13 protein-coding genes are annotated in these 15,751 nt (G+C 65.5%); 1 reads left to right on the plus strand and 12 read right to left on the minus strand.

The features are described 5' to 3' along the window. The 3 genes from KVT37_RS28100 to oiaX all read right to left on the minus strand — a co-directional run. On the minus strand, nucleotides 1–146 hold a 146-nt coding region (locus KVT37_RS28100), incomplete at its 3' end, for a triose-phosphate isomerase (protein WP_254634314.1). Nucleotides 147–185: 39 nt separating this feature from the next. Next, the gene (locus KVT37_RS28105; protein WP_217578276.1) at nucleotides 186–1,511 is read right to left on the minus strand and encodes a four-carbon acid sugar kinase family protein; all 1,326 of its coding nucleotides are present in this window, start codon (nucleotides 1,509–1,511) and stop codon (nucleotides 186–188) included. 2 nt (nucleotides 1,512–1,513) lie between these two features. After that, nucleotides 1,514–2,764 carry a 3-oxo-isoapionate-4-phosphate decarboxylase OiaX gene (oiaX, locus tag KVT37_RS28110; protein WP_217578277.1) on the minus strand — a complete coding sequence of 417 codons (1,251 nt, stop codon included), beginning with the start codon at nucleotides 2,762–2,764 and terminating at the stop codon, nucleotides 1,514–1,516. A gap of 187 nt (nucleotides 2,765–2,951) precedes the next feature. Here oiaX and KVT37_RS28115 point away from each other — a divergent pair, with 187 nt between their 5' ends. Beyond that, nucleotides 2,952–3,665 carry a transcriptional regulator NanR gene (locus tag KVT37_RS28115; RefSeq protein WP_217578278.1) on the plus strand — a complete coding sequence of 238 codons (714 nt, stop codon included), beginning with the start codon at nucleotides 2,952–2,954 and terminating at the stop codon, nucleotides 3,663–3,665. 6 nt (nucleotides 3,666–3,671) lie between these two features. Here KVT37_RS28115 and KVT37_RS28120 read toward each other — a convergent pair whose 3' ends face one another. The 9 genes from KVT37_RS28120 to KVT37_RS28160 form a co-directional block, all read right to left on the minus strand. Next, nucleotides 3,672–5,510 (minus strand): hypothetical protein, encoded by a 1,839-nt coding sequence (locus KVT37_RS28120; protein WP_217578279.1) that lies wholly within the window; start codon nucleotides 5,508–5,510, stop codon nucleotides 3,672–3,674. Continuing rightward, a complete protein-coding gene (locus tag KVT37_RS28125; protein WP_217578280.1) occupies nucleotides 5,507–6,541 on the minus strand; it encodes a Gfo/Idh/MocA family protein in 1,035 nt (344 codons plus the stop codon). Before KVT37_RS28125 ends, KVT37_RS28120 begins: the two co-directional genes overlap by 4 nt. Nucleotides 6,542–6,543: 2 nt before the next feature. Then, nucleotides 6,544–7,608 (minus strand): ABC transporter permease, encoded by a 1,065-nt coding sequence (locus KVT37_RS28130; RefSeq protein WP_217578281.1) that lies wholly within the window; start codon nucleotides 7,606–7,608, stop codon nucleotides 6,544–6,546. Continuing rightward, nucleotides 7,605–9,158 (minus strand): sugar ABC transporter ATP-binding protein, encoded by a 1,554-nt coding sequence (locus KVT37_RS28135; protein ID WP_217578282.1) that lies wholly within the window; start codon nucleotides 9,156–9,158, stop codon nucleotides 7,605–7,607. Before KVT37_RS28135 ends, KVT37_RS28130 begins: the two co-directional genes overlap by 4 nt. Continuing rightward, a complete protein-coding gene (locus KVT37_RS28140) occupies nucleotides 9,155–9,817 on the minus strand; it encodes a DUF2291 family protein (RefSeq protein ID WP_217578283.1) in 663 nt (220 codons plus the stop codon). The genes KVT37_RS28135 and KVT37_RS28140 overlap by 4 nt, the downstream gene beginning before the upstream one ends. Before the next feature lie 81 nt (nucleotides 9,818–9,898). Beyond that, nucleotides 9,899–10,840, minus strand: coding sequence for a D-ribose ABC transporter substrate-binding protein (locus KVT37_RS28145; protein WP_217578284.1), 942 nt, complete (start codon nucleotides 10,838–10,840; stop codon nucleotides 9,899–9,901). A gap of 428 nt (nucleotides 10,841–11,268) precedes the next feature. Beyond that, on the minus strand, nucleotides 11,269–12,096 hold the full coding sequence (locus KVT37_RS28150; RefSeq protein WP_217578285.1) for a phosphogluconate dehydrogenase C-terminal domain-containing protein: 828 nt from the start codon (nucleotides 12,094–12,096) through the stop codon (nucleotides 11,269–11,271). A 109-nt stretch (nucleotides 12,097–12,205) separates the two neighbouring features. After that, entirely contained in the window at nucleotides 12,206–13,246 is a 1,041-nt protein-coding gene (locus KVT37_RS28155) for an ABC transporter permease (protein WP_217578286.1), read from the minus strand. Continuing rightward, nucleotides 13,243–15,726, minus strand: a complete 2,484-nt coding sequence (locus tag KVT37_RS28160) for an ATP-binding cassette domain-containing protein (protein WP_217578287.1) — start codon at nucleotides 15,724–15,726, stop codon at nucleotides 13,243–13,245. Before KVT37_RS28160 ends, KVT37_RS28155 begins: the two co-directional genes overlap by 4 nt. Nucleotides 15,727–15,751: the final 25 nt, after the last annotated feature.

The raw sequence follows: 15,751 nt of genomic DNA on the forward strand, positions 1-15,751 counted from the left end.
GCGGTGAAGGGCGGGATGACGAAGCGCTGGATGCGCGGATCGCCTTCCGGTTCGGCAAGCAGCCCGCCGGCGAAGGCACGCGCCTCGGCAAGCGTCTTGTTCATCTTCCAGCTCGTGCCGATCCAGACGTGAGGTATCTGTGTCATTGGTCAGTTCCGGATGCGGGTGAGGGCGGCATGGCGCTGTCAACCGCCGAGACCGTCACGGATGGCGGAGAAATAGCGGTCGGTACCAACCTGCCCGCCCTTCAGCGCTACCTCCAGCCCGTCGACCGCAGCGATGCTCGAATGGGCCACGCAAAGCGGCGAGCCGGGCGACGCCGGCAGCGGCATTCTCACCGTCAGCGCATCGACGCCCATCTGGCCGAGCGCGTGGCTGGAGGTATCGCCCCCGGCGATGATCACGCGCTTCAACTTTTGCTCAATGGCCAATGCGCGAAGCAGTTCGCCGAGGCCGCGGCCGAGCTTGTGGCGGGCCCCTTCCTGGCGGTCGATCTCGGCGCCGCGGTCGGCGGCCGGGCCAAGCGCGGTGTAAAGGATGACGCTGCGCCCGGCCTCGAGGCTGGCCTTGCCGGCCGCCGCCGCGTGCGCGATTGCCGTGTCGGAACGCTCCGAGACCAGCTCGATCGGGTCGACCTCGATGCCGTCGAAGCCGTCGCTCATCGCATGGCGGATCTGCCGTTCCGTCGTCGGCGAGCAACTGCCCGACACCACGGCGATGCGGTCGGCCGCTCCGGGCGGCGGGAAGCTCGCGCCTGCCCCTTTATTCTCCTGCCATTCGGACAGCAGCGCATATTCGATGCCGGAGGAACCGACGACGAAATATCCGCCCGGCTTGCGGGCGCGCCAGATCTCCTTGCCTGCCAGCGCCTGGCTTTCGGGGCTGTCGACATCGACAAGCAGGATCGCCGCGCCGGCGGACAGCCTGTCGAAGACAGCGGCCCTGTCTGGTGAGCGCAGCGTCGCCAGGTCGAGCAATTCAGACGGAAGGGCTGTTTGCCGTGACAGATGCACCAGCAGATCGGATTCATCCATCGGCGTGGCAGGATGGCGGCTCATCACCGGGTGGCGGTCGATGCGGTAGTATCTGTCGCGATAGGCGGCGAACAAATGGCCGAAGGCGGTGTAACGCTTGAGCTGCGGCGCACCGACAACCAGCGGCACGCAGGCTTGCCCGAACACCGCGCGGCCGATCTCGATCGCCCGGCCGATGCTGCCGATCGTCGGGCTGGAATCGAAGGTCGAACAGACCTTGTAGTGGCAGAGCTCTGCTGCAAGCGTTTTCAGCCAGCTGAAAGCGCCCTTCAGATGCGTGTCCATCCATTGCGGGGACTCGCTGCGGCTGGTGCCGGCGAGCCCGACGGCGCGGCAATGCGCGAAACGCGCCAGCAGACCGGCATCCGGCTTGCGCATGAAAAGCACGGTCGGCACACCGCCGAGCTCCAGCGCTTCCATGACGTCGGTCGAGCCGGTGAGGTCGTCGCCATAATAGCTGAGGAGCAGGTCCTGCATGCTCAGGCCGCCTTGCCGTCGGCGAATTTCTCGATCGAGCGCGCCAGCTCGACATGGCTCCTGGCGAAGTCAGCCAGCGGGATGCCTTCGACCGCCGCCTGCCAGGCCTGCTGCACGGCGCGCACGCCGGCGCCCGGGCCATCCGGATGGCTGACGATGCCGCCGCCGCAGAGGTAAAGGAGGTCGACCGTTCGGCCGGTACGTTGATAGGTCTCCGGCGCCTGTCCACCCCACTGGCCGGAGCCTGCCACCGGCAGCGCGCAATCCTGAGGCGAAAACAGCGGCGTCGTCACCGCTTCGAAGGAGCGGATGAAGGAGTCGTCCGGTTCCCAGTATTTCGAGGCGATGCCGTTGATCTGGAACTGGTCGACGCCGAGCAGTCGCCAGAACTGCTGCCAGACCCTGAAATCCATGCCAAGGCCCGGATGACGGGTTAAAATGTCCCAGCCGTTGCGGTGCGCGTGCAGCACCAGGCCGGATCGTTTCCTGAGGAAGGCCATGCCGCCGAAGCCGACGGAGTTTATGTTGATGACGGCGCAATTGCCGCCGGCTTCGAGCACCAGGTCGTGGTTGCGCATCAACTCGTCGGGATCGGCGTGCGAGATGCCGAAGGCGTACATCACCTTCTTGCCGGTCTTCTGCTCATGATCGTGGATCAGCGGCATGATCGCCTTGACCCGTTCCGACAGCGGCGAATAGGCCGGGCTCATCAGCTTCTCGTCGTCCTTGATGAAGTCGACGCCGGCCCGGATCAGTTCGCCCACCATCTCGGCCGTCTCATGCGGTCGGAGGCCCAGCGCCGGTTTGACGATGGTGCCGATGATCGGACGGCCTTCGACGCCGGTCAGCCTGCGGCTGCCGGCGACGCCGAATTGCGGACCGGGATGGGCGCCCCTGAATTCCTCCGGCAGCTTCATGTCGACGATGCGGATGCCCGACAGGCCCCTGATCGAATAGGTGCCGCCGATGGCGATCGTCATCAGCGCCGCCAGGTCGGTGCCGATGGCGTCGAACGGAAAGGCGATGTCGACATCGGCGCGCCTGAAGGGGCCGCTGCCGGCCTCGGGTATCGAAGGCTGCGCCGCGTCCGGCAAATGCCGGATCGCCAGCACGCGCGCCGCTACCCGTGCCTTCAGCTCCTCGGTTTCCCCGGGCAACGCGACGAAGGTGCCGGTCGACTGGTCGCTGGCGATCTTGGCCGCCAGCGCCTCGATGCTCCCCGAGGTCTCGATGCGATAGGTGAGGGTGATCATGGCCGGCAATACCCAGTCGAAAAGGCAGGAAAAGAATTCCCTACGCTTGCAATCTGGTATAATGAGTACATAAGCATTGCAAGCAATATCCTGCCCGGTGACGCGCCATGCGAGGGGACGACGGGCATTCCGGAATTTGCGGCCGCGGTGCTAGATTGGATCTGGGCCAAAGGAGTGATTCGCGGCGATGAACCGTTCGGAACCGATCGTCCGGCGCAAGCTTTCCGATGAAGTCTTTGCCAGGCTGAAGCGGCTGATCACCAGCGGCGAATTGCAGCCGGGCGACGACATGCCGTCCGAGCGCGAGCTGATGGAGCGCTTCGAGGTCGGCCGGCCGGCCATCCGCGAAGCCATGCAGGCGCTGAGCAATATGGGTCTGGTTGCCATCTCGCATGGCGAGCGGGCCAAGGTGCTGCAACTCACCGCCAAATCGATCATCAAGCAGGTCGACGGCGCGGCCAAGATCATCCTGTCGTCGTCGAAGGACACGCTGGAGCATTTGAAGAGCGCGCGAATCTTCTTCGAGCGCGGCATGGTCAGGGAAGCCGCCGAGAAGGCGACGCTCGAGGACGTGCAGCGGCTGAAAGCAACCGTCGCCGAGCAGCGCGCCGCGCGCGGCGATGCCGAGGCCTTCATTTCCGCCGACATGCGCTTCCATACCCAGATCGCGGCGATCTCGGGCAATCCGATCTATGTCGCGGTCAGCGAAGCGATGCTCGGCTGGCTAAAAGAATATCACACCGAGATGCTGATCTGGACCGGCAAGGAAAAGTTCACGCTGACCGAGCACGAAGAGATCATCGGCCGCATCGAGAAGAAGGACGCCGAGGGCGCCGAGAAGGCGATGATCAAGCACCTCGAGCGCTCGCGCGCCCTCTATGTGATGACCTCGGAGAAATAGCCTCGTTCAGCCGATCCGGGTAATGGCGTAGGGCGACATCACAAGATTGCCCTGGCCAAACGCCGATGCGTCGACCAGGACATCGTCCGCCGTCAGGTTCGCCAGCCACAGGATTGTCTCGCCGGAGGCCGAGCGGCCGGCCAGCGCCGCAATCCGCGTCTCGTCGCTCGTTGTGGCGGCGACATGCACGAGCCCGGCCAGATCACAGAGCGCCTTGATGGCCTGGAAAAGCGGTCGTGGCTCGCCTTCGGCAATCGGCTCGCCGCCGGCCGCAAGCAAGCCGAACGGCCCGGTGAAACTTGACAGCGTGAGCATCTCAAGCCCGGCCGGCGCCACGCGCGCGGCATAACCGATCGTCCAGGCGGCGGCAAACTGGCCGTTGTGACGCGGATCGCTGTTCGCCATGGCGATGCGCTGTCCCTGCGGATTGTCCTTGGTCGCGCCGCCATAGGGGTTCTGCCGCATGGCGATGGTCGAAGGACCGATGCGGTATGGCTTCGTTCCGAAGATCGCCCGTGTCGACTGGGTGATGAAAGGCAGCGCCTCCAGCGATTGCATGACGCTGAGATCGTCGGCCGCATGCACGATCGGGCAGGTGCAATGGGTGATGAAATCGAGCTGGCCTGCGGGAACGCGCTTGCGGTTGAGCTCGGTGAAATAGCTGAACATACCGCCGCCGAGGCGGATGCCGGGGAAGGCGCGCCGGGCGGCGGCATAGACATCCTCGAGCGACGGACAGGCGGGCCAGGCACTGCCGGGCGGCGTTGACTGCCGGTCCACCGAAGGCGAGACCGCGACGGCGTCGAGCCGCAAGCCGGCTCGGCGCACCATGTCGGCGACGCCGGAGAGTTCGGCGTCAAGATCACCGGAGCAGGCGACCACGCATTCGAGCGTCGTCTTGACGGGGAATGCAGCGGCGAGTTCGACATGAGCCTGCAAGGCGTCCAGGCCATGGCCGCGCGTCGGGTCGTAATGGAGGAGAAGCTGCTGCGGGCGAAGCTTCGTGAGCAGCGCAAGGTTGGCCAAAGCCGCCTCGACATCTTCCGGATAAATGACCACGCCGATATCGGGCAGCTTCGCCCCGGGCTCGCCGGGTTCGATGCGCACCGGTTCGGCGCCGGTTACCGCGGCAGTCACCTTTGAGCCGCCAGTTATGCGCAGGGTGATCGTCTGGCGGTTGGTTTGTCCGCCGGGCAGCACATAGGGCCATGGCAATGCCAGCGGTCGCACATAGGTCTTGTAGGAGGCGTCCGACCAGTTGCGCTGGTCCTCCATCTCGAATGTGTCGCCATCCATCCGGCATTCCGCCATGACGCCCGGCCGGACCTGATGCGTGATGGCGCGCATGTCCTTGAAGGGCTGCCAGGGGTCGATCAGCAGTGGCAGCTTGGTGTCCACCACGCGGCCGTCCGTGTGCTCGACCTTGACCGGGCTGCCGGCGAGCCCGGCAATCGGATGCAGGATGCAGAAGCCGCAGCGGTTGGTCTCGAAATCGCTTTCCGGCAGCGCGCTCACATCGAAGGTCAGACGGCCGTCGGCACTACCCTCGATCTTGGCGTCAAAACAGAGCCTGCTTCCGCCCGGTCCATCGCAGCTTGCAGAATAGCTCACGGAGAAACGGTCATCGCTCTGTTCGATGAGCAGATCCGACAGGGCCGGCTCGTACGTGCCCCAGTCGCGGTCGCGCACGATATAGGCGATGGCGCGCAGCACCTCGATGCCGCCGTGGCGGATGCCGCGCAGATTGCCGTTGACGAAATCGGCGCTGAGGGGACCGGCGCTGAGCCGGACCGGTTCGGCCTCCAACGCATGCGTGCCGTAAAGGAGGAAGGGATTGGCCGTCATTTGAGCAGGTCGCCGATCCGCACCGGTTCCAGGCCTTCGGCGCCGGCATAGGCGGCCTCGACGAGGGCGAAGGTCTTGAGATTGTCGGCGCCCGACGTTGCCGGTTCGATCCCTTTCGACAGGCACTCGACCCAATGCTTCTGGATCGCCACGACGCTCTCCTGAATGTTGTGCCACGGCCGCGACGCCCAGGCGAGCAAGGGCGGCGAGACGTCTTTGACCGTCGTGCCGTTCCTGCCGGTCACCGTGAGCTTGTAGCCCTGCGTCAGCCGGAGCGTGCCGTCTGAGCCGTCGATCTCGACCAGCGTCTCCGGGAACGGCTCGACGGCGAGCTTCGTCGCATAGCTGCAATCGACCACCGACGTTGCGCCGCCTTCATGGTCCATCAGCATCGTCGCCACGTCCTCACCGGCGATCGCTGGATTGACGCGCTTGGTGCGGGCGGCGAGGCTCGACACGTCGCCGAGCAGGAAGCGGGCGATGTCGAGGATGTGGATGCCGAGATCCTCGATGATGAAGCGCTTGCCCGTAGCTAGGTAAGGCTGGCCGGAAAACACGTCATAGGCCGAGCGGAAGGAGATGTGGCCGAAGAAAGGCGAGCCGATCTCGCCGCTGTCGAGCACGGCGCGCACCGCCTGGATCGGCGACTGCCATCGGAAATTCTCGTGCACCATCAGCGGCACGCCGGCCTCAGTGCAGGCTTTCACCATGACCTTGGCGTCTGCAAGCGTCGGCGCGAACGGTTTTTGGCAGATCACCGGGACGCGGCGGGCGGCGGCCATCTCGACCAGCGGCCGATGACTGCCGACGGTGGTCGCGATATCGACGAAATCGAGTGCCTCGCTCGCGAACATCGCCGCCGCGTCGCTGTAGCGCCGTTCGATGCCGAACTGGTCGCCGACGATCCTGAGGCGCTCGGGATCGCGGTCGCAAATGGCGACGATAGAGGCGCCGTCGATGTCGCGCCAGCCATGCATCTGGTTGACGGCGAAGAAGCCGCAGCCGATCAGCGCTCCACACAACTCAGCCATGGTCAGCCCGCCTTCGCCATCTGCATCAGCGTCACGCGGCTCTGGAGCCGGCGTTGCGCCTGGTCGACCACCACCGCGACGATGATGACGAGACCCTTGATCACCATCTGCCAGAACGAACTCACGCCCATCATCACCAGTCCGTCGGAGAGGATGCCGATGACGAAGGCGCCGACGATGGTGCCGCCGATCGTGCCGCGTCCGCCCGACATCGAGGTGCCGCCGAGCACCGCGGCCGCGATGGCGTTGAGCTCAAAACTCTCGCCGGTTGCCGGATGCGAAGCCATCAGCTCCGACGAAATGATCAGGCCGACGATCGCCGCGCAGAAACCGGAGAACATGTAGACGAACATCTTCACCATGTTGACCCGCACGCCGGAAATCCGCGACGCGCGCTCGTTGCCGCCGACGGCGAAGATATGGCGGCCGAGCGGGGTGTAGCGCGCCAGATACGCGGCGCCCAGCGCCACCACGACAAGGATCCAGATCGAGACAGGCAGCCCGAGCAGCTTGCCGGCGCCGAGATAGCCGAAGCCGGTGGTGCCGAGCTCCGGTTTACCGACGAGGTTGGGGAAGGTGCGCCCGTCCGACGACAACAGCGCAAGGCCGCGCGCGACATAGAGCGTGCCGAGCGTGGCGATGAAGGGCGCGACGTTCAGCCGGGTGATCAGCAATCCGTTGACCGCGCCGATCAGGATGCCGACGGCAAGCGTGATCAGCGCTATCTCGACGACGTTGAAATAGACGGTGTAGCCGATCTGCAGGTCGATGCCGTTGAGCACGAGATAGCCGGCGACCATGCCGCACAGGCCGACGATCGAGCCGACCGACAGGTCGATGCCGCCGGTGATGATGACGAAGGTCATGCCCATGGCGAGGAAGGCGTTGAGCGCCACGTGCTTGGCCATCAGGATCAGATTGGCGGCCGAGAGGAAATTCGGCGCGGCGATCGAGAAGAACACCAGCACGGCGATCAGCGCGATGAAGGTCCTGAGCTTCATCAGCGTCAGCAGCAGCGAGCCGCTGGATTGGACGGAGGCAGTCGCCTTGGCTGGAATGTCAGTCATGCGGCGTTGGTCTCCGTGTGCGGGGCGGGTCCATGACCGAGCGCAGATGCGGCGACGATCGCCGCTTCGGTTGCTTCGGCGCGATCGAACATGCCGGTCAGTCTGCCGTTGCTCATCACCGCGATGCGGTCGGACAGCGCCATAACCTCGTCCAGGTCCGAGGTGGCGAACAGGATGCCAAGTCCGTCGCGGGATAATTTGCGCATGGTGCGGAAGACGTCGGCCTTGGCGCCGACGTCGATGCCGCGGCTCGGCTCGTCCATCAAAAGCACTTTCGGGCCGGTGAGCAGCGCCTTGCCGATCACCACTTTCTGCTGGTTGCCGCCCGACAGCGACGACACTTCCTGCGCCGGATCGGCGACCTTGATCGAGAGTTCCCGCACCATCTGCGTGACGGCCTGGCGCTCGGCGCCGCCGCGGATGTGGAACAGGCTGACGAAGCGCGACAGGCTGGCCAAAGTGAGATTGCTGGCGACGGACAGGATCGACACCAGTCCCTCGCGCTGCCTGTCTTCCGGGATCAGCGCCAGGCCGCGCTGGATGCGCCGCGCCGTGTCGCGCTCCTTGACCTGTTTCCCCTCGATGAAGATCCTGCCGCTCGCCTGGCCGTGGCGGCCCATGATGCAGTCGAACAGCTCGCTGCGTCCGGCGCCCATCAGCCCGTAGATGCCGAGGATTTCGCCGGCGCGCAGGGAGAGCGAAACGTGGTCGACCGCCAGTCCGCCGGTGACGCGCGGCAGGCAGATCCCTTCGGCGCGGAAGACCTCGTCGCCGGGTTGATGGCCGTCGGCCTTGGCGAAATCCTTGGCGTCCGAGCCGATCATCTGCCGCACGATCCATTGCGTGTCGACGTTTCGCATCTCCTCCTGTCCGGTGATGCGGCCGTCGCGCAGCACGGTGATGTAGTCGCCGATGCGGATCAGCTCTTCCAGCCGGTGCGAGATGTAGACGATCGCCACGCCGCGCGCCTTGAGATCGGCGATGACCTTGAACAGGATCTCGACCTCCGCCGCGCTCAGCGCCGAGGTCGGTTCGTCCATGATCAGGATGCGCGCGTCGAGCGATACCGCCTTGGCGATCTCGACCAGCTGCTGCTGGCCGATGCGCAGATCCTCGACCAGCATATCCGGCCGGATACCGGCTTCGAGCTGTTCGAGGAATTCGGCGGCGCGCCGCTCCTGCGCCTTGTGGTCGATCTTGCGGAAGGCGTTGGTGATCTCGCGCGTGGCGAAGATGTTCTCGGCGACCGAGAGATTTCCGAACAGGTTCAGTTCCTGGAACACCATGCCGATGCCGCGGTTAACGGCGTCGCCGGAGGAGGAGAAGGACACCTCGTTGCCGTCGAGCAGGATGCGCCCGGCGGTCGGCCGCTCGACGCCGGCGATGATCTTCATCAGCGTCGACTTGCCGGCGCCGTTCTCGCCGACCAGCACGTTGACCGCGCCCTTGCGCACCTCGAAATTCGCATGCTTGACCGCCACGGTGCCGGCATAGACCTTGGAGATGTCCTCCAGCTTCAGGATGACGTCGTGACCTGTCGAGGAACTCATGGCTTCGGCCCGATCTCGGCCTCCGCCGGGGTCACCAGCGGCAGGTCCTGGCCGCTTTCGATAGTGTAGGCGCCGAGCACCTTCGCGGTTCGGCCCTCGAGCCCGTCGCGCGGCAGTTTCGACAGCACCGTCTTGTCGGCATAGGCGTTGAAGGCCTTGCCGAACTGGGCGAAGTCGATCTGGTTGGTGAAGTCGTTGAACTGGACGAAGTCGAGACTGTCGCGCAGCGCGGTGCCGCGCATCGCCGGTCCGATCTGCACCCGCGCATCCGCCTTGCCGTCGCCATCGACGTCGACATCGATGGTCGCCGCGCGCGACTGCGTGTTGGCGGCGACGATCTTGCCTTCGACGCGCACGGCGAAGGTCCATGGCGAATTCGCCTGCTTCTTCGGATTGCCGTATTTGGCGCCGGCGGCGGCCTGATCGGTCTTGGCTTGAGCGTGGACTTCGGCGAACGGCCCCGCCTTCTGTCGTAGATAGGGGATGACTTTCGGGGCCCAGATCTCCTCGACTTTCCTGTCGGGATTGAAGGCCGAATTGTTGGCGCTGTCGCTGCCCTGCGCCGAGGGCGTCGGCAGGATCTTGCAAGCGCCGAGGCTGAGCCCCGCCAGCGCGGCAAGGGTCAGCCCAAGGGTCGGCCAAGTCATCTTGTTCGGCATGACGTCAGAAAGCGCCCGGAAAGTGAAATGGAGGCGAGGGACGAACGCGCGTTCGCCCCTCGCAGCTTATATCGCGCCGGCTCAGTTCTTGAGCGCGAAGGTCTCCAGCTTGGGAGCATTGTCGCCATTGACGAGGACGCAGTCCATCAGCTGCTTTTCCTTCTCGGGCGACTTCTTGTTCTTGATGAAGTCGCTGGCCTGTTCGACGGCCATCTGCGCCTGGGCGAAGGCCGGCTGAAGCACCGTCGCCTTGATGCCGCCGGAGGTGATGGAGTCGCGCACGTCGTTAGAGCCGTCGAAGCCGACGACGATGACGTCCTTGCGGCCGGCGGCGGCAAGCGCCGCGTAAGCGCCCATCGCCATCGTGTCGTTGCCGGAGATCACGCCCTTGATATCGGGATTGGCCTGCAGGATGGACTCCATCTTGGAATAGGCCTCGGTCTGGCTCCAGTTGGCCGACTGCTGCGCGACCTTCTTCAGGTCCGGATAGTCGTCGATGACGTCGTGATAACCCTTGGAGCGGATGCCGGCATTGGTGTCGGACTCCTTGCCGACCAGCTCGACATAGTTGCCCTTCTCGCCCATCAGCTTGACGAATTCCTGCGCGCCGAGCTGGGCGCCCTGGTAGTTGTTGGAGACGATCTGCGCCACCGCGACGCCGGTGGCGTTGATCTCGCGGTCGATCAGGAAGGAGGGGACACCGGCGTCCTTGGCCTTCTGCACGGCGGCGACGGTGGCGTCGGCGCCGGCATTGTCGAGGATGATCGCCTTGGCGCCACGGCCGATTGCGGTGTCGATCAGCTCCGACTGCTTGTTGGCGTCGTCGTCATGCACCAGCACCAGCGTGTCGTAGCCGAGCTCCTTGGCCTTGGCCTCGGCACCGACGGCTTCCGCCTTGAAGAACGGATTGTCGTGCGAGGGCGTGATGATGGCGATGAGGTCCGCCGCATAGGCCGGCATGGCGGTGCCGAGTGCGAGCACGCCGGCGAAAGCCGCAACCGTCATTCTGCGAGTGAGTTTCATGAAGTCCTCCCGTTGAAAACCTGCCCCGGACGACCGAGGCCATTTGTCTGCATCTGAAATCGTCCGGCGGTGCAGGCAGCTCGGCTCGGAGTGCGGAAGCCCTTCCGGCTTGCATCCGAACCGATCCTCGCTGCCGTTTCCCCGCCATTCTCCCGCGCCCGCCTTCGGCTATCCGATCAAAACGAGCCGGGAACAGCTAAAGCCAACTGGTATAATGAGTCAACCACAAATTCAGATGATATGTACCTGAGCGGTTGATGGTTTCTCCTTCTCCCCTTGTGGGAGAAGGTGTCGCCGAAGGCGACGGATGAGGGGTGTTCCAGGGAACGCCAACGTCTCACTCCGCTGGAACACCCCTCATCCGTCTCGGCGCTGCGCGCCGATCCACCTTCTCCCACAAGGGGAGAAGGGAAACCGAGTCCGCCCTCTCAGGTGATGCGCTGGATGCTGGCGGCAATCTCTTCCGGCTCGAAGACGCGCTTCCAGTCGTCGCGCATCAGTACCGGCTTGCCGAATTCGATCGCCTTGTTGCAGGCGTCCGAGAACACGCCCTTGGTCTCGCCGAAGATGACGGCGCCGAGCACGTTCATATGGCCAAGCAGGAAGTCGAGCGCCGCCTGCCGGTCGACGCCGCGCGCCACGACCTCATCGAGCGCCTCTTTCATGACGACGAGCAGAGACGCACAGACCGTCTCCGAGAGACCGGGCTCGAGCAGCGCCATCTGCTCGACGGTGACGCGATGCGAGCGCATCACCGGCGCCCAGATGATCTGGGCGATCTGCTCGCCCTTTGCGTAGTCTTCCTCCGGTCCCTGCATCAGCGCGCTGACGAAATGCTGCTTGGCCTTGACGCCGCCGAAGAAGTCCTTCTTGGCCGCCATGTCGGTCTCGTCGTTGAAGATCGGCGGATGGCATGGATGCGTGACAAAGTAGGTCAGGTCCGGCCGCTTCGGCAGATGACCGGCAAAAGGCGCCGCCGCATCGAGCACGATCACCATCGTTCCCGCTGCCAACTTGCTTTCGATGCCTGCCGCGACCTTGCCGATATGCGTGTCGGGAACCGCCAGGATCACCACTTCGGCGCCCGCAAGCGCTTCGTCGACGCCGAGCGTGTCGATGCCGAGCCCGGTTTTCAGCCGCTCCTTGCCCGCCTCGCTGATCTCGACATGGCGGATGGTGTAGGGCGAGCCGCGAAAATTGGTCGACAGGCGGTAGCCCATTTTGCCCCCGGCACCGAACAGCGCAATCGTTGTCATCTAACCTGCTCCCAATGTTCAGACGCCGGTGTTGCCGATCGTCATCTTGTATACTGGTATGATCACTCTACCAAATTTTGGCAAGAGGAATCGTTGATTTAGTTTCGCGTCATTTCGGCAGGACCGTCGCCGCGCCCGCTTCCGTCTTCGCGGTCGCGTCCTTGTCGCCGTCCGCAAGATCGACAGACGCACGCCGTGCCAATGCCTGGCGCCCGGCCAGCGCCAGCACGAAGATGACGACGATGCCCTGCACGATGTCCTGGACGCCCGGCGGCAGGCCGATGATCTGCATGGTGGTGACGATGAGGATGAGCAGGATGCTGGCGAAGAGCGTGCCGAGCGCGGTCGCCGAGCCGCCGAAGATCAGTGTTCCGCCAAGCACCACGGCGGCAATCGACTGCAACAGATAGGGCTGGCCCATCTCGAGGAAGGCGCCGCCGATATAGGCGCCGAGCAGCAACCCGTCGAGCGAGGCCAGCACCGAGGAGATGACGAAGGCGGACGCGATCACCGGGCCGTTGCGGATGCCGGCGAGCCGCGCCGCGGTGCGGTTCTGGCCGACCGCCGACAGGAGTTGCCCGAACACGGTGTAGCGCAGCACGAAGGAGGTTGCGGCGACGCCGATGATGGCGATGACGGCCATGATCGGCACGCCAGAGATGCGGCCGGTCGCAAGGTCCTTCAACGCCGGGCTGACGGCGAAACCCGGGATCGCCTTGTTTGACAGCAGCGTGGCGGTCGCCAGTACATAGCCGGTCGCCAGCGTCGCGATGATCGCCGGAATGCCGAGGCCGACGATGAGCAGCGAATTGAGCGCGCCCACAGCAAGGCCGAGCACGACGGCGGCGATCACGCCGATCGCGAGGTTCGCGTCCTGGCCCTTGACGGTGAGCAGCGCCACGAAGGCGCTGAGCGTGATCACCGAAGCGACCGACAGGTCGATGTTGCCGCGCCCGGTCGTCACCACGAACATCTGGCCGACGCCGACCACCGTCAGGAAGGAGGCCGACAGCATCACGCCGGACAGGCTGGACAGGCTGAAGCGATTGGTGACGACGGAGAGCACCAGCCACAGGATCAGCACGCCGATCGCCGCCCAGATCCAGCGGTTCCTTTGCGCCCAGGCGCCGAAGCTGGCGAATGCGCTCATAGCTCGCTCCTGCGGTCGGCGGTCAAGCTTCGCAGCGTCAAAAGGGCGATCAGGATCAGGCCTTGCGTGGCGGCGTTGTAGTCGCTGCTGACGCTGAGCGTGCCCAGAAGCGCGCCGATCAGCGACAGCGTCACAGCACCGGCGACCGCGCCGACCGGCGAGATGATGCCGCCGAGCAGCGAGCAGCCGCCCATCACCACGGCGGCGACGCTGAGCAAGGTGTAGGAATTGCCGGAGTTTATATCGCTCGCGGTGTTGATGGCCGTCAGCGACAGGCCGGCGGCGCCCGCGAACAGGCCGGCGATGAGATAGCGCACCAGCGCGTAGCGCGTCGGCGACCAACCCGAACGGATCATCGCGGCCGGATTGTTGCCGAAGCCGCGCAGCACCACGCCGAGCGGCAGCCGGTCGACGGCGAGCACGATCAGCGCTACGGCCACGATCATGATGATCGACGTCGGCATGAAGCCGATCGACCAGCCGAAGAGGGCGGTCAGCCAGTCCGGACTGGCGCCGCCCGGCGTCGGCTGCAGCGCGTAGCCGATGCCGACCCAGATGAAGGATGCGCCCAGCGTGACGACAATGGCCGGGATCTTTCGCGCCTGGATGACGCCGCCGAGTCCCGCATAGGCGGCGAGCGCGGCCACCAGCGCCAGCGCGCCGAGCGATGGCTGGTCGTAGAGCAACGTGGCGCTGAGCACGCTGACCAGTCCGGCGAAGGCTCCGACGCCGAGGTCGATCTCGCTGCCGCCGACAATGAACATCTGCGCCGCGGTGACCAGCACCAGCGACAGCGCCGGCATCAACAGCAGGTCGAGGCCGAAGGTGGAGGCGACTGCCGGGTTGATCGCGACCATGATGGCGAGCACCGTGGCCAGTCCGATGAAGGGTGCTGCATTGACCAGCTTGCGCCCAAACCCGGCCAGGGCCGTCCGCTTGCCGGCGGCGCTCGCCTGGCCGTCCGCCGATTGCGCGAAGGAGGCGCCGACGATGGCCTGTTCGGTGATCGCCTCGCCTGCCAGCTCCTTGACGATCCGGCCGCCGGAAAAGACCAGCACGCGGTCGCAGGCAAGCAGTTCCGCGTCCTCGGTCGTATGCCAGACCAGCGCGCGGCCGCCGCGCGCGACCTCGTTGCAGAGCCGGTAGAAATCCTGCTTGGTGGCGATGTCGACGCCGCGTGTCGGATCGTCGAGCAGGATGACCGGCGTGTCGGCGACCAGCGCCCGTGCCACCAGCGCCTTCTGCTGGTTGCCGCCGCTGAGCTCGGTGATGTTGGACTGGAAGCGCTTGTCGTCGAGCCGCAGCTTGCCGGCGGCGCCGGTTGCCGTGTCGCGATTGGCGCGATCGGAAACCAGCCCGAGCGCGGAGCGGCGGGCAAGCGCGCCGATGCTGATGTTGGAAAGCACGCTCCACAGCGGGAACACGCCTTCCTTCTGCCGGTCGCCGGCGATGAAGCCTGCCTCCGCCCGCCTGGAAACGCCCGCATGCCGCTTTCGGTCGGGGCTGAAGATAGCGTGCAGCAATTCCTTCTGCCCGCTGCCCTCGAGGCCGGCCAGCCCCACGATCTCGCCGCGTACGATGTCGATGTCGCGGCCGAGCGCAGCCGTCAGCGGTCCGGAGAGCCGCACCAGCACGTCCTGGGAGGAAGCGGTGGCAACGGCGTGCTGGTGGACCGGATTGGCGTCGCCGCCCATCAGTTGCACCAGCTTGCCGATCGAGGCGTCCGCGGCGTGGCCCTGCCAGGCGGTGCGGCCGTTGCGCAGCACCACCACCTCGGTCGCGATGTCGATGATTTCCTGCAGCTTGTGACTGATGAAGATGAAGGCAAGCCCTGCCTTCGTCCGTTCGCGGATGAAAGCCCGCAGCTGCTTCGAGCGGTCGAGATCGAGCGACGATGTCGGCTCGTCGAGCACGATGAGCTTGACGCCGGGCGTCGCCGCGGCGCGCGCGATCTCCACCATCTGCCGCTCGGCGATGGTCAGGTGTCCGACCTCGGTGTCGGCATCGATGCCGTTGCCCGGGAAGACGGCGTCGAGCGCCGCGCGGGCGCGGGTGCGGTAGAGCGCGCGCCAGCCCGGCTGGCTTGCCGAGTCGCCGGGCGTTTCCAGGAAAAAGTTCTCGGCGACGGACAGGTTGGCGCACAGCGACAGCTCCTGGTGCACCATGCGGATGCCGCGCCGCTGCGCTTCGCCGGTGTCGTAGGCTGCGAACGCCACTTCCTCGCCGGCAAAGGAGATCGCGCCGAGCGTCGGCCACATCGCGCCGCACAGGATGCGCATCAGCGTCGATTTCCCGGCGCCGTTGCCGCCGACGAGCCCGATCACGTCGCCGGCGCGGACGGAGAGGTCGATCCCCGCATTGGCAAGCGTCGGCCCGAAGCTTTTGGTGATGCCGCTGAGCGAGACGACACTTGGCCGGGCAGGAGCGGCAGGCTTCACGGCCATGGCGACCTCCTGATCGGCAACGGCAAGCTGGGACATTCGTCCTCCGTTTTGTTCGACGGCA

Source organism: Mesorhizobium sp. GbtcB19 (genome assembly GCF_019091085.1).
Classification (GTDB): domain Bacteria; phylum Pseudomonadota; class Alphaproteobacteria; order Rhizobiales; family Rhizobiaceae; genus Mesorhizobium.

What these genes read in the sequence shown, in the direction of transcription:
- KVT37_RS28150 (WP_217578285.1), bottom strand. Translation starts at nt 12,096, where the DNA reads ATGACAACGATTGCGCTGTTCGGTGCCGGGGGCAAAATGGGCTACCGC.
- KVT37_RS28135 (WP_217578282.1), bottom strand. Translation starts at nt 9,158, where the DNA reads ATGAGTTCCTCGACAGGTCACGACGTCATCCTGAAGCTGGAGGACATC.
- KVT37_RS28155 (WP_217578286.1), bottom strand. Translation starts at nt 13,246, where the DNA reads ATGAGCGCATTCGCCAGCTTCGGCGCCTGGGCGCAAAGGAACCGCTGG.
- KVT37_RS28160 (WP_217578287.1), bottom strand. Translation starts at nt 15,726, where the DNA reads ATGTCCCAGCTTGCCGTTGCCGATCAGGAGGTCGCCATGGCCGTGAAG.
- KVT37_RS28105 (WP_217578276.1), bottom strand. Translation starts at nt 1,511, where the DNA reads ATGCAGGACCTGCTCCTCAGCTATTATGGCGACGACCTCACCGGCTCG.
- oiaX (WP_217578277.1), bottom strand. Translation starts at nt 2,764, where the DNA reads ATGATCACCCTCACCTATCGCATCGAGACCTCGGGGAGCATCGAGGCG.
- KVT37_RS28120 (WP_217578279.1), bottom strand. Translation starts at nt 5,510, where the DNA reads ATGACGGCCAATCCCTTCCTCCTTTACGGCACGCATGCGTTGGAGGCC.
- KVT37_RS28125 (WP_217578280.1), bottom strand. Translation starts at nt 6,541, where the DNA reads ATGGCTGAGTTGTGTGGAGCGCTGATCGGCTGCGGCTTCTTCGCCGTC.
- KVT37_RS28140 (WP_217578283.1), bottom strand. Translation starts at nt 9,817, where the DNA reads ATGCCGAACAAGATGACTTGGCCGACCCTTGGGCTGACCCTTGCCGCG.
- KVT37_RS28115 (WP_217578278.1), top strand. Translation starts at nt 2,952, where the DNA reads ATGAACCGTTCGGAACCGATCGTCCGGCGCAAGCTTTCCGATGAAGTC.
- KVT37_RS28130 (WP_217578281.1), bottom strand. Translation starts at nt 7,608, where the DNA reads ATGACTGACATTCCAGCCAAGGCGACTGCCTCCGTCCAATCCAGCGGC.
- KVT37_RS28145 (WP_217578284.1), bottom strand. Translation starts at nt 10,840, where the DNA reads ATGAAACTCACTCGCAGAATGACGGTTGCGGCTTTCGCCGGCGTGCTC.